The sequence below is a fragment of the Clostridium muellerianum genome, assembly GCF_012926525.1.
Classification (GTDB): Bacteria; Bacillota; Clostridia; order Clostridiales; family Clostridiaceae; genus Clostridium_AM; species Clostridium_AM muellerianum.
In genome coordinates, this window is the sequence record NZ_JABBNI010000015.1 from 46,265 (window position 1) to 61,147 (window position 14,883).

Genomic DNA, 14,883 nt, shown 5'->3' on the forward strand with positions numbered 1-14,883 from the left:
TTTTAAACAAATAATTACTTATAATAATAGATAAACTTAGACCAAAAAGTAGGTTGTCCTAAATTTAAAAGTTTTTCAGTCATGCTCAAGTATTTCATGAGCATGACTAAATTACTCAATAATTATTTTAATTCTACCTTGTATATATCATATGTCCAGTCACGGAATGGAGATATCTTCATGCCTTCTACTCTTGAGCTTACTCCCCAAAGGTATTTAGTTTGATCCAAGAATATATATGGAAGTTCTTCATTTATAAGTTTAGCCCATTTATTATATATTTCTTTTCTTTTAGCCTTATCTGTTACTTTAAGTCCTTCCTCTAAAAGTTTATCACTATCAGCATTGCGGAAAGACATATTGTTTGATCCACCAGGTACATCCTGTGAACTGTGGAATATCTGAGTAGAATCAGGATCTATTACAAGACTCCATGACATGTTATAAATTTCATACTGTCTCTTATCAGCTTTATCAAGCACACTATTAAAGTCCATTGATTGGGGAATTAGTTCTACACCAATTTTTTTCCAGCTGTCTTTTGCTATAGATATTAGAGAGTCTTCATATTTACTGCCAGTGTAAGTTAACCAGTTTATTGTAAATTTCTTGCCATCTTTATATCTATAGCCATCAGAGCTATTTAGCTTCCAGCCTGCTTCATCCAGCATTTTTCCAGCTTTATCTGGATCATATTTATATTGATTTACATCTTCACTATAAGCCCATTGGTTTGGTGAAAATGGCTGATTACATACGCTGGCATAACCCTTGTAATAAGAATCTACAAAACCTTGTCTATTTAGTCCATAGGTTAAAGCCTGACGAACTTTTTTATCCTGGAATCTTGGGTCTTTTAAATTAAATGCCATATATCCATAACCATTGTCTGTATAGAACTGCTTATTTATAAAGCCTGCTCCATCTAACATAGATATGTTTTCAGGCTTAGCTGGAATTAAATTTACATCAACTCCACCTGTGGTTATCTCTTGAATCATAGTAGAAGCATCTGTTTTTTTCATTATTATATTCTTTATTTTTGCAGGACCTCTCCAGTAAGAAGGATTACTTTCAAAATCTACTTCCTGTCCTGGTTTAAACTTTTTCATGATATAAGGACCAGAACCCATTGGTTTTTGATCTAAAGATTTAAGTCTTTGGAAATTTCCTTTTTCAAAGCCATAATATTTTTTTGATAGTATTGTTATTCCGCCTAAGTCCCATAGAGCACTAGCTTTTGGACTACTTAATGTAATTTCTATAGTATAAGGGTCAACTACCTTAATTCCTTCAACTGTTTTAGCATCACCTTTGTTGTACTCTTTATATCCTTTTATGTGATTTGCTTGATTAGATATTTGTCCGTCATAATTAGGATCACATAGTGCAGTATAAGTAAATGCCACATCTTCTGCTGTTAAAGGTGTACCATCACTAAACTTTACATCTTTTTTTAAGTGAAATGTATATTTTGTCCCATCTGATGATATTTCCCATTTTTCAGCCACAGTTGGAACTGGATTTCCTTGTTCATCATTTGATATTAAAGTATCAAATACAAGTTCATAGGCATATTGGTCATACAAAGATTGAGCTGTTAAGGCATTCATGTTTCCCTTTGGCGCATCATTGCTTCCAACAATAAGAGTATCCTTTCTGTTTTTAGCATTTTGAGGTACTTTTGATGGGTCTTTTGCCTTTACAATTTCAGTGGCAGAATTTTTTAAGTCTTGCTTTTTAGTAGGTGTTGCTGCAGTATTATTACTTCCACATGCAGTTGCCGCAAATGATAACGTTACTAGCAAACATATTGAAGCAAAGATTTTTTTCTTTTTCATTGATTTTCCCCCTTTTATAATTTGATTGTTTGTATAGGTATTATCTCAACTTTCACATATACAAAATTTTGAATTAATATTTTTAAACTGCGGAAGTTGAGTTATTGTTTAATAAGTTTTAATTTTTGCCTACACTAATATTATGTGTGTATCTATTTTTGTAGTATATTATCATAATATTCATGCAATATACGATATTATGCCAATACATATATTTTTTTTCAGTGTATATAAACTAATAATTTATTAAAAAACAAAGTATTGTAAAGAATAAAGTAAAAGAACTATAATAAAATTTAAAGAATGGATAAATAATAATTGTTTCTTTTATATATTTTAAGAATCAAAAGGGGGGATATTTATGAAAAAGGAAGCTAGGATACTTGGAGGATTATTTGGAGTAGCTTGTGGAGATGCACTGGGTGGAACCCTGGAGTTTCTTTCTAAAAGAGAGGGTAAGGAAGAGTACGGGTACTTAAAAGAAATAGTAGGTGGCGGTGTTTGGAACTTAAAACCAGGGGAAGTTACAGATGATACTATGATGACTATTGCAGTAGCTTGCGGTATACTACAAAATCCTAAAGATCCTTTAAAAAACATAGGGGAAAATTTTATTGATTGGTATGATGGAAATCCTAAGGATGTTGGAAATACTGTGAAGCTGGCAATGGAAGGATATAAAAGGTATAACAGCTGGAAAAAGGCAGCTACCTATGCACACAAACAATTAGACGGTCATACAGCAGGAAATGGAACCTTAATGAGATGTATTCCTGCAGCACTTTATTATGATGATTTGAAAAAAATAATAAAAGTAAGTAGAGAACAGTCTATGCTTACTCATTATGATGAAAAAGCAGCTGAAGCTTGTGAATTATACAATACTATAGTTTATAGATATATGAATGGCGAAGAAAAAATGAAGGTTATTGAAGAGGAAACTACAAAGTATCAAGATTATGAGGATATAACATCTACTGCAAAAATAGAATTAAATCCTTCTGGATATGTTGTTGATACACTGCAGTGTGCTTTGTGGTGTTTTATAAATAATGGTAATTCAGAAGATGTTATTTGTGAAGCAGTAAATCTTTATGGAGATCCAGATACTATAGGAGCAATAGCAGGTGGGCTTGCAGGAGTCTATTATGGAATTAATGATATACCAGAAAGATGGAGAGAAAAAATATTAGTTAAAGACAAGTTAAAAGAAATTGCTAAAAAGATGCAGGAAAAGGCAATTAAGAAAGATTCTTTATAATTATTAATTAATATATAGTAAGTAGTTTGTTATTAGGATATAATATATTGTATTGAAATATTATGTCCATTGAATTACAGGGAGTTGAAGATAAGTGGTAAACATAGGAGAATTTAATACCTTAAAGGTTGTTAGAGAAGCAGATTTTGGTTATTATTTAGATGCAGGTACAGGAAGAACTAGTGATGATATACTTCTACCTACTAAAAGTGCATTAGAAAAGGAACTTTCTATAGGTGATGAAGTTAATGCGTTTATATACAGGGATTCAAAGGATAGAATTATAGCTACATTGAAAGAGCCTTTAGCTACAGTTGGAGAAATTGCCTATCTTAAAGTAGTATCCAAAACTAAAATTGGAAGTTTTATAGACTTTGGTATGGAAAGAGATATCTTTGTGCCAATGAAGGAACAGCTTTATACATTAGAAATAGGAAATTACTATTTGTTCTATATATATTTAGATAAGACAAATAGAATTGCTGCTACTACAGATATAGATAGATATTTAGAGGATTTAGATGTTGAAGAACCAGATGAAATTGTAAACAGTAAGTATAGAGTAGGGGATGAAGTTACAGGAATTGTTTATGGTTTTCAAACTAATGGAAGTGCTATGGTAGCTATAGATAATGTGTATAGAGGTGTAATACTTAGAAATGAGTATTTTGTAGACTTTAAAGAGGGATATGAATTAAAACTTAGAATAAAAAAAATATATGAAGATGGAAAAATTGGGCTTACTCCAAGAAAAAGAGCCGCTGAAGAGAGAACAGAATTGCAGGAAAATATAGTGCAGTATCTTAAGAAGCATAATGGAAGTATGCCTTTTAATGATAAAAGCTCTCCAGAGGATATAAAAAAAGTGTTTCATGAAAGCAAAAATTATTTTAAAAATGCATTGGGTGGACTTATGAAACAGGGAATTATAGAACAGGATCAGGAAGGAACTAGACTTAAGGCATCTTCAAAAAAATAATATTTGATTTAAATAAAAAAACATCTTTAGTGTAAAAAAACACTTTTGATGTTTTTTATTTTTTTGAAATTTTTTACTGGTATATTGATAATGAAAAATACAAAAAATAGGTAAAATAAAAATTGGAGCTGATCTTTGTGAAAAAGAGAGTAATGATATTATGCATAATTGTAATTCTTGCTACAGGTAATGTATTTGCAAAACAAAATAAATACGAAGTACATTTTTTAGATACAGGACAAAGCGATTGTATATTAATAAAAACGGATACTAAAAATTATTTAATAGATACAGGGGCTTCTTATTATTCAGATAAAGTTTTAAAGTATTTAGATTTAAATGGAGTTAATAAAATAGATACAGTAATATTAACCCATTATCATGATGATCATTATGGAGGATTAACAAAAATAGCAGATAGTATAAAAGTAGATAAGGTATTATTACCAATGCATAATGATAAAATGAAATATGATATGTATAAACAATTAAGCAAGAGAGGCATTGATGTAAAATACATAGCTAATAATTATGTTTTAAAAGAAGAAAAAATGAATTTAAAAGCTCTAACTCCATTTAAAGAAGATAAAAGATTAGAAAATAATAATTCTATAATTTTGCAAGGAGAAATAGATGGAGTAAATTATTTATTTGCTGGTGATTGTGAAAAAGCAGAAGAGGAATATATGATAAAGAATAATAGAATAAATTGCTGTGATGTTTTAAAAGTACCACATCATGGTTTAAATACAAGTAGCACAGAAGATTTTTTGAGAATAACTTTGCCTAAAGTTGCTATTGTGACTTCTAACGGAGTAGAAAGTCCAGAAAATAAGGTATTAGATAGAATTGGTAAAATGGGAACTCTAATAATAAGAACAGATTTGCAGGGAGATGTAGTAATTAAAAATGGAAGTTTAAAAATGTCTAGATCTGATTTAAGTATAAAGATTAAGTAACTACAAACTGTGAAATTCAATTAGCATGAACATAGAAGAGTAATAATATCACCACTTAATAAGGAAATTTTAAATTATTTATGTATTAATATGTAACTAATGTAGTAATATGTAAGTAATATGGGTTACACGGGATATATAAAGGTGGTGAATTTATGATTATAGAAGAAAGCCTTAAACTAATAGTTAAAAATATTAGTGAAGGAGTAATAACAATAGATAATAAAGGTAATATAGTTATTATTAATAAAATTGCAGAAGATTTACTTTGTATAAGTGCTAAAGATTGTATTGGAAAATCTTTAAAAGAAGTTATACCAAAGACTCATCTTTTAAAAATACTAAAGACAAAGAAAAATGAATCAAATGAGAGGTTTTTTTTAAATGGCAGAGAATTTATAACAAACAGGATTCCTATAATGTTAAATAATGTTGAAGAAGGGGCAATAGCCATTTTTCAGGATATAAATATTTATAAGAAAATGAAAAATGAAATGAGTGATGATAAGCTAAATGTAGATATTTTAAATACAGTGATAAATACAATTAATGAGTGCGTTGTAGTGATAAATGAAAAAGGAATTATTACAATGATGAGTAAAGCATATAAGGAATTTTTGAATTGTTCCAACCCAGAGGGTAAGCAAGTTATAGATGTAATAGAAAATACAAGACTTCATAAAGTTTTAGAAACTGGAATTATGGAAGTAGGAGATTTACAAGAGATAAGTGGAAATAAAATGGTATCTATGCGCATGCCCATAAAAAAAGATGGAAAAATTGTTGGAGTAATAGGAAAAGTAATGTTCAAAAGCATTGGTGATTTGCACTCTTTAAATAAAAAATTAAATAATTTAGAAAAGGAAGTTGAATTCTATAAGAATGTATTTAATACAGAAAAAGTAGCCAAATATTCTTTTGAAGATATAGTGGGAAGTTCTCCTATTGTAAAAAAGGTAAAGGGTTTAGCCAAAAAGGCGGGAAACACTAATTCAAATGTATTAATAGTAGGGGAAAGTGGTACAGGTAAAGAATTATATGCGCATGCAATACATAATTCCAGTAAAAGAGTTTTAGGACCTTTTGTAGAAATAAACTGTGCTGCAATACCACAGGAATTATTGGAAGCTGAATTGTTCGGTTATGAAGAAGGTGCGTTTACAGGTGCAAAAAAAGGTGGTAAAAAAGGAAAGTTTGAAATAGCTAATGGAGGAACAATTTTTTTAGATGAAATTGGGGACATGCCAATGAATATGCAAGTTAAGATTTTAAGAGTAATTCAAGAAAAGGAAATTGAAAGAGTTGGTGGTAATGTAGTAGAACAGGTAGATGTTAGAATAATTGCTGCTACTAATAAAAATTTAGAAGAAGCGGTGAGAGACGGAAAATTTAGAGCGGATCTTTATTATAGATTAAACGTTATTAAAATTTCACTTCCAGCTTTAAGAGAAAGAAAAGAAGATATACCACAGCTAGCAAATGCCTTAAGAATAAAGGTTTCTAATAGACTGGGAATGTATGTAGAGGGCATATCTAAAGAAGCTATTGAATGTTTAGCAAATTACAATTGGCCGGGAAATATTAGAGAGTTAGAAAATGTTATTGAAAGAGCTATAAATTTATTAGATTCAGATTTGGTTATACAACCAGAACATTTACCAGAAAGATTAAGAAAAAATAAGTTTAAATCATATATAAAAGAAAATAAATATTTAAAAGATATAATTGAAAGTGTAGAAAAAGATGTTATTTTGGAATGTTTAAATAAAACTAAATGGAATAAAAATAAAACGTCTCAATTATTGGGCATAAGCAGAGCTGGATTATATAAAAAGATAGAAGAATACAAATTAAGTAATGTATAAAAGTATATAAAATAATAAAATATTAGTATAAAACTTATAAATAACTCAACTTTCGCAGTTTAAAAATATTGTGGAGCAACATTTTCAGAGGACATTTGACAGAGGACAGTGAAGGTAAGTTTTCCTCCTTATGTTGGAAAGCTAATTTATTTTTAAAGCTTATTTTGCTAACGCAAAAGAAGCTTGGAATTTATACAAATCAGCAATGTTTCACTTTAGTGAAACGAGTCATTAAAAATTTAATTAAAGATTTTTCGTAGCAAAGCGGAGAAAAATCCTCCTTCACTGTCCTCTGTCCTCTCAAAAATGCTTAGCATTATATTTATATTAAGCCAAAGTTTTTGTGCACGAAAGTTGAATAAATAACTATTATTTTAAAAGGGGGATGTTGAATAATGAATATTAAAAATGTATCAGTACTAGGCACTGGAACTATGGGACATGGCATAGCTATGCTTTCTGCAAGAGCAGGATTAAATGTAGTTATGTATGGAAGATCTGATGAAAGCTTAGAAAGAGGGTTTAATAACATAAAAAATAGTTTAAACCGTTTAAAGGCTGAAGGAAAAATATCAGATAAAAAATGTGAAGAAATTTTAAGTAAGATAAAGGGTGTTAAAACTATTGAAGAAGCTGCTAAAGATGCTGATTTTATAATAGAATCTTTAGCTGAAAATTTAGAGCTAAAACAGAAGGTTTTTAAGCAGTTAGATGAACTTTGTCCATCAAATGTAATTTTAGCTACTAATACTTCAGGACTTAGTCCAACAGCTATAGCTAAACATACAAAGGATCCTGAAAGAGTAGTAATTGCTCACTTTTGGAATCCACCACATTTAATACCTTTAGTAGAAGTAGTACCAGGAGAAAAAACATCACAGGATACAATGGGAACAACCATGGAATGGGTTGAATTTATAGGTAAAAAAGCCGTTCGTATGGAAAAAGAATGTTTAGGTTTCATAGGAAACAGGCTTCAACTTGCGCTTCTTAGAGAAGCTTTATATATAGTAGAACAAGGCTGGGCGAAACCTGAAGAGGTAGATAAAGCTATAGAATATGGACATGGAAGAAGATTACCTGTTACTGGACCATTATGCAGTGCAGATTTAGGAGGACTTGATATATTCCATAATATATCAACATATTTATTTGAGGATTTATGTAATGATACGAAACCTTCTAAATTAATGCAGGATAAAGTTGAAGCTGGAAATTTAGGAAGTAAGAGCGGACAAGGTTTTTATAATTGGAGACCAGAGGCTATAGAAAAGAAGAAAAAGGAACGTGAAGAAGTACTTTTACAGTTTTTACAGAGAGATTTAGAAAAAAAATAATTTTAATAGGGGCTTTTGGCCCTTATTTATTTTCAAATTATTAGGAGGAGAGTTATGTTTTTTATTGTACAAAAAGTATACATGTAAAGAATATATACACTTTTATGAAATGTATTAAAATATAAGCTGTATCCCCAAGAATAACAAGGAAGTCATATGGTTTATTTGGCCCATGCCATATAAGTGGATATCTAAGGCATCTTGAAAAAAATAACAAGTCTATTTTTTGTAATACTGAGTTGATAGAATCCTTAGATACTTAAGCTTTTGCGGAACTTGTCTATTTGTTTTACAAAAGATATATGTAGCATATCGGATTTGTTTTTTAGATTGCTAATATAAAAAGTGTCTATAAAATAGACAGTTTTTATAAAATAGTTAAAACACATGGCATGACAGTTTTCTAAATTAGGACTAGTAAATACAGTAATTTAGGTAATATATTTTATGGAAGATTAAGTTGGCATGACAGTTGCTATTTAATAATATAGAAAAGTATTGTTAAGTGGGGGATTAATAAAAATGAAATCAAAGGTTATGTCAAAAAAGCAGGCGGTAAATTTAATAAAAGATAGAGATACTGTTGCAGTGGGAGGATTTGTTGGATGTGGTCATCCAGAAGAAATTACTTTAGAAATTGAAAAAAAATATTTAGATAAAAAGCAACCTAAAAATCTAACATTAGTTTATGCAGCAGGGCAGGGCGATAGTAAAGAGAGAGGATTGAATCATCTGGCTCATGAAGGACTATTATCCAAAGTAATAGGAGGACATTGGGCATTAGTACCAAAGCTTCAGAAATTAGCTTTAGATAATAAAATTGAAGCATATAATTTACCACAAGGAGTTATATCACATTTATATAGAGATATTGCCGCTGGAAAACCTGGAACTATCACACATGTAGGATTAAAAACCTTTATAGATCCTAGAAATGAAGGTGGTAAGTTAAATGAAGTTACTAGGGATGACTTGGTAAAAGTAATTGATATTGAAGATAAAGAATATTTATTTTATAAATCATTTCCTATAGATGTTGCAATTTTAAGGGCAACTTATGCTGATGAATATGGAAATGCTACATTAGAAAAAGAAGCTGCTACACTTGACACAACAGCTATGGCTCAAGCTGCTAAAAACTCTGGAGGAAAAGTAATACTTCAAGTTGAAAAAATTGTAGCTAATGGGTCTTTAGATCCGAGAAAAGTTAAGGTACCAGGAATATATGTAGATGCAATAGTTGTTACAAGTGATGTAGAAAATCATATGCAGACATTTTCAGAAACTTATAATCCATCTTATTCTGGGGAAGTTAAGTTTTCAATAGATTCTATAGGGGGTTTACCTCTTGATCAAAGAAAAGTAATAGCAAGAAGAGCAGCTATTGAGCTTTCACCTGGGGATATTACTAATCTCGGAATAGGTATGCCAGAAGGAATATCTATGGTTGCTAATGAAGAGGGAATTGCAGGTGAAATGACTTTAACTATAGAAGCAGGTGGTATAGGAGGAGTTCCTGCTGGAGGTTTAAGCTTTGGAGCCTCAACTAATCCAGAATGTATACTTGATTCAGGTAGTCAATTTGATTTTTATGATGGAGGAGGACTTGATATAGCTTTCCTAGGTCTTGCACAGTGTGATAAAAAGGGCAATATAAATGTTAGTAAATTTGGAACTAAAATTGCAGGTTGTGGAGGATTTATTAATATAACTCAGAATTCTAAGAAAGTAGTATATTGTGGAACATTTACTACAGGTGGGTTAAGAACAAGAATACAGAATGGTAAATTAATAATAGAGAATGAAGGAAAATTTAATAAATTTTTAGAAGCTGTTGAGCAAATTACTTTTAGTGGTGAATATGCAGTAAGTATTAACCAGCCAGTTATTTATATAACAGAAAGAGCTGTATTGAAATTAACTAAAAATGGATTAGTTTTAGAAGAAATTGCTCCTGGAATAGATTTAGAAAAAGACGTACTTTCTCATATGGAATTTAAGCCAATAATATCACCTAAATTAAAGTTAATGGATGAAAGAATATTTAAAGAAGCACCAATTGGTATGAAGATTAGTTAAAAAATTTAAAATACAAAAGAAAATAAATTTGGGTACTAGTAAACAATAAGTGTCAATAAAGTATAATACCTTTTTTAATGCACCTGCACTAAAAGAATGATAATAGGAAATAGTTATTTTTGTATTTACAATATTAGGGGTATATGGTATGATTTAGAAAAGAGGAGACTTTAATAAGAAATAACATACATAAATAGAGGTGCAAACAAAAAAGGTAACTTTTAGATGCAAAGGAGAAGAACTTCCAATGCTAAAAGCGAATGGTTTGTTTTGCCGAAAGGGATTAATTCGTTCTTGGGTTGTCTCTTGGTGATAGAACATACAAGCTATCACTGTTGGGAATATAGTTCTCAAAGCGCTATTTATGTGATGAAAAGATTGATTTTCATTGCATGAATGGTTTAGGACTATACATGTTTACTAAAAGCACTGAAAATCATTCAGTGTTTTTTATTTTGTCTTTTCTTATGTTCAAAGGATAAATGTTAGTAAATCAAATATGAAACTTAGGGGGGATTATTTGTGAAATCATTAATTAGACTTAGAATGAGTGCAAGCGATGCACATTATGGTGGAAACTTAGTAGATGGTGCTAGAATGCTTAATATTTTTGGAGATGTTGCTACAGAACTCTTAATTATGAAAGATGGTGATGAAGGTTTATTTTGTGCCTATGATAATATAGAATTTCTTGCCCCAGTATATGCAGGGGATTTTATAGAAGCTGTAGGTGAAATAGTTAAGTGTGGTAATTCATCTAGAAAAATGATCTTTGAGGCAAGGAAGGTAATTAGTTCAAGACCAGATATAAATGACTCTGCTGCAGATATTTTATCGGAGCCAATAGTGGTTTGCAGAGCAAGTGGAACTTGTGTAACTCCAAAGGACAAGCAAAGAAAATAAAGGTATGGAGGTAAAAATCTATGGAAAAACTAATTATTACTGCGGCTATTTGCGGAGCAGAGGTTACAAAAGAGCATAATGAAGCTGTTCCTTATACTGTAGAGGAAATTGGAAGAGAAGCTGAGATTGCCTACAGAGCTGGTGCTAGCATTATACATTTACATGTAAGAGAAGATGATGGAACCCCAACACAAGATAGAGAGAGATTTAGATTATGTATGGAAGAAATTAAAAGAAGATGTCCAGAAGCAATAATTCAACCATCTACAGGTGGAGCTGTTGGAATGAGCAATGAAGAAAGATTACAACCAGTAGATTTAAAACCAGAGATGGCAAGCCTTGATGCAGGAACTTGTAATTTTGGTGGGGACGATATCTTTGTAAACACTGAAAATATCATTAAGGATTTTGGAAATAAAATGATAAGTCTTGGAGTTAAGCCTGAAGTTGAAGTATTTGATAAAGGTATGATAGATATGGCTATAAGGCTTCATAAAAAAGGATTTATAAAAGCTCCTATGCATTTTAACTTTGTAATGGGTGTAAATGGTGGCATAAGTGCTACACCAAGAGATTTAGTATTCATGGCAGGGAGCATCCCAAAAGATAGTACATTCACAGTTTCAGGTATAGGGAAAAACGAATTTCAAATGGCAGCAATGTCAATAATAATGGGCGGACACGTAAGAGTCGGTTTTGAAGATAACGTTTGCCTTTCAAGAGGAGTTTTAGCAAAGTCAAATGGAGAGCTAGTGGAAAAGGTCGTACGGCTTGCTAAAGAATTAGGTAGAGAAATAGCTACACCTGCTGAGGCAAGACAAATTTTAGGATTGTAAACTTTAAATTGTTAGATATATTTTTTTATACTTATAAAATAAAATTTTTTAATGATTTCAGAAAACATAAAAACCATGATATATAAATAAATAATAAAAATAAATTAAGGGAGGAAGTTAATTATGAAAAAAGGATGTAAATACGGATCTCACAGAGTAATTGAACCACAGGGGGTTTTAACTCAAGCAGCTCTAAAAATTGATAATAATATGGAAATTTATGATAACGAAATTCTTATTGATGTCAGCTCATTAAACATAGATTCAGCTAGTTTCACTCAAATAAAAGAGGAAGCTAATGGTGATGTAGAAAAAATAAAAGCTAAGATATTAGAAATAGTAGGAGAAAGAGGAAAAATGCAGAACCCTGTAACTGGATCAGGTGGAATGTTTATAGGAACAGTTTTACAAATAGGAGAAGCGTTAAAAGATAGAGATTTAAAAGTTGGGGATAAAATAGCTTCATTAGTTTCATTATCTTTAACTCCACTTAAAATAGAAGAAATTCGAGATATTAAAATTGATATAGATAGAGTAGAAGTTAAAGCTAAAGCTATATTATTTGAAAGTGGAATATATGCTAAGCTTCCAACTGACATGTCAGAAGCATTAGCACTTGCAGCCCTAGATGTTGCGGGAGCACCTGCTCAGGTAGCTAAACTTGTTAAACCTGGACAAAGCGTATTAGTACTTGGAGCAGCAGGAAAATCAGGAATGCTTTGCTGCTACGAAGCAATGAAGAGAGTAGGACCAACTGGAAACGTTATAGCTATGGTTAGAAAAAAAGCTCAAGCTGATAAATTAAAGGAGTGGGGATTATGCCACGCAGCTATAGTGAGTGATGCTCAAAAACCAGTGGATGTTTTAAACAAGACTTTAGAGGCTAATGAAGGAAATGAAGTAGATTTATCAATTAGCTGTGTAAATATACCAAATACTGAAATGGCCTGCATATTACCAGTTAAGGATAATGGTACTGTTTATTTCTTCTCAATGGCTACAAGTTTTACAAAAGCAGCTTTGGGTGCTGAAGGTGTTGGTAAAGATGTAACTATGATAATAGGAAATGGATATACTAAAGGACATGCTGAAATAACATTATCAGAGCTTAGAGAGAGCAAAACATTAAGAAAAATATTTGATGAATTATATATCTAATAATTGTGAGCTCAACTTTCGCAGTTTAAAAATTATGCGATGCAACCTTTTTTCAGAGGACAATTGACAGATGACAGAGGACAATGAAGGTAAGTTTTCCTCCTTACGTCAGAAAACTAATTTATTTTAAATCTTATTTTGCTAACGCAAAACAATCTTGGAATTTATATACGTCAGCAATGTTTCGCTTTAGCGGAACGATCTATCCAAAACTTAATTAAAGATTTTTCGTAGTGTAATGGAGAAAAATCCTCCTTCACTGTCAATTGTCCTCTGTCCTATGTCCTCTGAAAAAGTTGTGTAGCAATTTGCCTGTATTAAATCAAAATTGTATGTGCGAAAGTTGAGTTATGAATTATCTATGTGGCAGTAAGCATTTAATATATTGGAGGGAATAAAGTGAAAGTAAATAGGAGATTTGAAATTTTCAAAGACGTAACTGATGAGCAGTGGAATGATTGGAAATGGCAAGTTGAAAATAGAATTGAAACTGTGGATGAACTTAAAAAATATATACCATTAACAGAAGAAGAGGAACAGGGTGTAAGACAATGTTTAAAAACATTGAGAATGGCAATAACTCCTTACTATCTTTCTTTGATAGATATAAATGATCCGCATGATCCAATAAGAAAACAAGCTATACCAACTGTGCTTGAGGTTCATCAGGGGCATGCAGATCTTTTAGATCCACTTCACGAAGATGGAGATTCACCGGTTCCAGGACTTACACATAGATATCCTGACAGAGTGCTTTTATTAATTACTGATCAATGTTCAATGTACTGCAGACATTGTACAAGAAGAAGATTTGCAGGAAAAAATGACAGTGCTATGCCGAAGGAAAAAATAGATAAGGCAATTGATTATATTGCAAAAACACCAGCAATAAGAGATGTATTGCTTTCGGGGGGAGATGCTCTTTTAGTTTCAGATGAAAAACTTGAATACATTATAAAGAAACTAAGAGAAATTCCTCATGTTGAAATAATACGAATAGGATCAAGAACTCCAGTTGTTCTTCCACAAAGAATAACACCAAAACTTGTTAATATGCTTGCAAAATACCACCCCATTTGGTTAAATACACATTTTAATCACCCAAATGAAATTACAAAGGAATCAAAGGCAGCTTGTGAAAAAATAGCTAATGCAGGAATTCCTCTTGGGAACCAATCAGTTCTTTTAAAAGGTGTAAATGATTGTGTACATGTAATGAAAGAGCTTGTACACAAATTAGTTATGATAAGAGTGAGACCATACTATATTTATCAATGTGACCTATCAATGGGGCTTGAACATTTTAGAACTTCTGTTTCAAAGGGTGTAGAAATAATTGAAGGACTTAGAGGACATACTTCTGGTTTTTGCGTGCCAACCTTCGTTCTTGATGCTCCCGGTGGTGGTGGCAAAATACCAGTAATGCCAAATTACGTAATATCACAAAGTCATAACAAGGTGGTACTAAGAAACTTCGAAGGAGTAATTACAACCTATGAAGAACCATTAAACTATGTTCCAGGCTGCAATTGTGAAATTTGTAGAGGAGAAAAAACAGTTAAAGAGGTTGGAGTTGCAGGATTATTGAATGGACAACAAATGTCACTTGAACCAGCAAGTCTTGCAAGAAACAAAAGAAATGCACATCAATAATAAAGAAAATTA

Annotated in this window: 11 protein-coding genes and 1 riboswitch; of the genes, 10 read left to right on the forward strand and 1 reads right to left on the reverse strand. The window is 31.2% G+C overall.

Features of this window, described 5'->3' with window-relative positions; translation table 11 throughout:
- Positions 1-122 precede the first annotated feature (122 nt).
- Positions 123-1,841, reverse strand: coding sequence for a peptide-binding protein (locus HBE96_RS09300; RefSeq protein ID WP_169297498.1), 1,719 nt, complete (start codon positions 1,839-1,841; stop codon positions 123-125).
- 361 nt (positions 1,842-2,202) lie between these two features.
- Between HBE96_RS09300 and HBE96_RS09305 the strand changes: the two genes are divergently transcribed.
- From HBE96_RS09305 to kamA, 10 genes are all read left to right on the forward strand, one after another.
- The gene (locus HBE96_RS09305) at positions 2,203-3,102 is read left to right on the forward strand and encodes an ADP-ribosylglycohydrolase family protein (protein WP_169297499.1); all 900 of its coding nucleotides are present in this window, start codon (positions 2,203-2,205) and stop codon (positions 3,100-3,102) included.
- A 94-nt stretch (positions 3,103-3,196) separates the two neighbouring features.
- Positions 3,197-4,081 (forward strand): S1-like domain-containing RNA-binding protein, encoded by an 885-nt coding sequence (locus HBE96_RS09310; RefSeq protein WP_169297500.1) that lies wholly within the window; start codon positions 3,197-3,199, stop codon positions 4,079-4,081.
- A gap of 137 nt (positions 4,082-4,218) precedes the next feature.
- Positions 4,219-5,040, forward strand: a complete 822-nt coding sequence (locus HBE96_RS09315) for an MBL fold metallo-hydrolase (RefSeq protein WP_169297501.1) — start codon at positions 4,219-4,221, stop codon at positions 5,038-5,040.
- A 155-nt stretch (positions 5,041-5,195) separates the two neighbouring features.
- Positions 5,196-6,905, forward strand: a complete 1,710-nt coding sequence (locus HBE96_RS09320) for a sigma 54-interacting transcriptional regulator (protein ID WP_169297502.1) — start codon at positions 5,196-5,198, stop codon at positions 6,903-6,905.
- A gap of 395 nt (positions 6,906-7,300) precedes the next feature.
- Positions 7,301-8,242: a 3-hydroxyacyl-CoA dehydrogenase family protein gene (locus tag HBE96_RS09325; RefSeq protein WP_169297503.1), complete on the forward strand. Its 942-nt coding sequence runs from the start codon at positions 7,301-7,303 to the stop codon at positions 8,240-8,242.
- Positions 8,243-8,764: 522 nt separating this feature from the next.
- On the forward strand, positions 8,765-10,321 hold the full coding sequence (locus HBE96_RS09330; RefSeq protein ID WP_169297504.1) for an acyl CoA:acetate/3-ketoacid CoA transferase: 1,557 nt from the start codon (positions 8,765-8,767) through the stop codon (positions 10,319-10,321).
- Between the two features lie 186 nt (positions 10,322-10,507).
- A riboswitch (Lysine riboswitch) is annotated at positions 10,508-10,690 on the forward strand.
- 153 nt (positions 10,691-10,843) lie between these two features.
- A complete protein-coding gene (gene kal, locus HBE96_RS09335) occupies positions 10,844-11,224 on the forward strand; it encodes a 3-aminobutyryl-CoA ammonia lyase (RefSeq protein WP_169297505.1) in 381 nt (126 codons plus the stop codon).
- Between the two features lie 20 nt (positions 11,225-11,244).
- A complete protein-coding gene (gene kce / locus HBE96_RS09340; protein WP_169297506.1) occupies positions 11,245-12,060 on the forward strand; it encodes a 3-keto-5-aminohexanoate cleavage enzyme in 816 nt (271 codons plus the stop codon).
- Between the two features lie 123 nt (positions 12,061-12,183).
- Positions 12,184-13,218: an L-erythro-3,5-diaminohexanoate dehydrogenase gene (gene kdd / locus HBE96_RS09345; RefSeq protein WP_169297507.1), complete on the forward strand. Its 1,035-nt coding sequence runs from the start codon at positions 12,184-12,186 to the stop codon at positions 13,216-13,218.
- A gap of 399 nt (positions 13,219-13,617) precedes the next feature.
- On the forward strand, positions 13,618-14,871 hold the full coding sequence (gene kamA / locus HBE96_RS09350; RefSeq protein ID WP_169297508.1) for a lysine 2,3-aminomutase: 1,254 nt from the start codon (positions 13,618-13,620) through the stop codon (positions 14,869-14,871).
- The last annotated feature ends 12 nt before the right edge of the window (positions 14,872-14,883 follow it).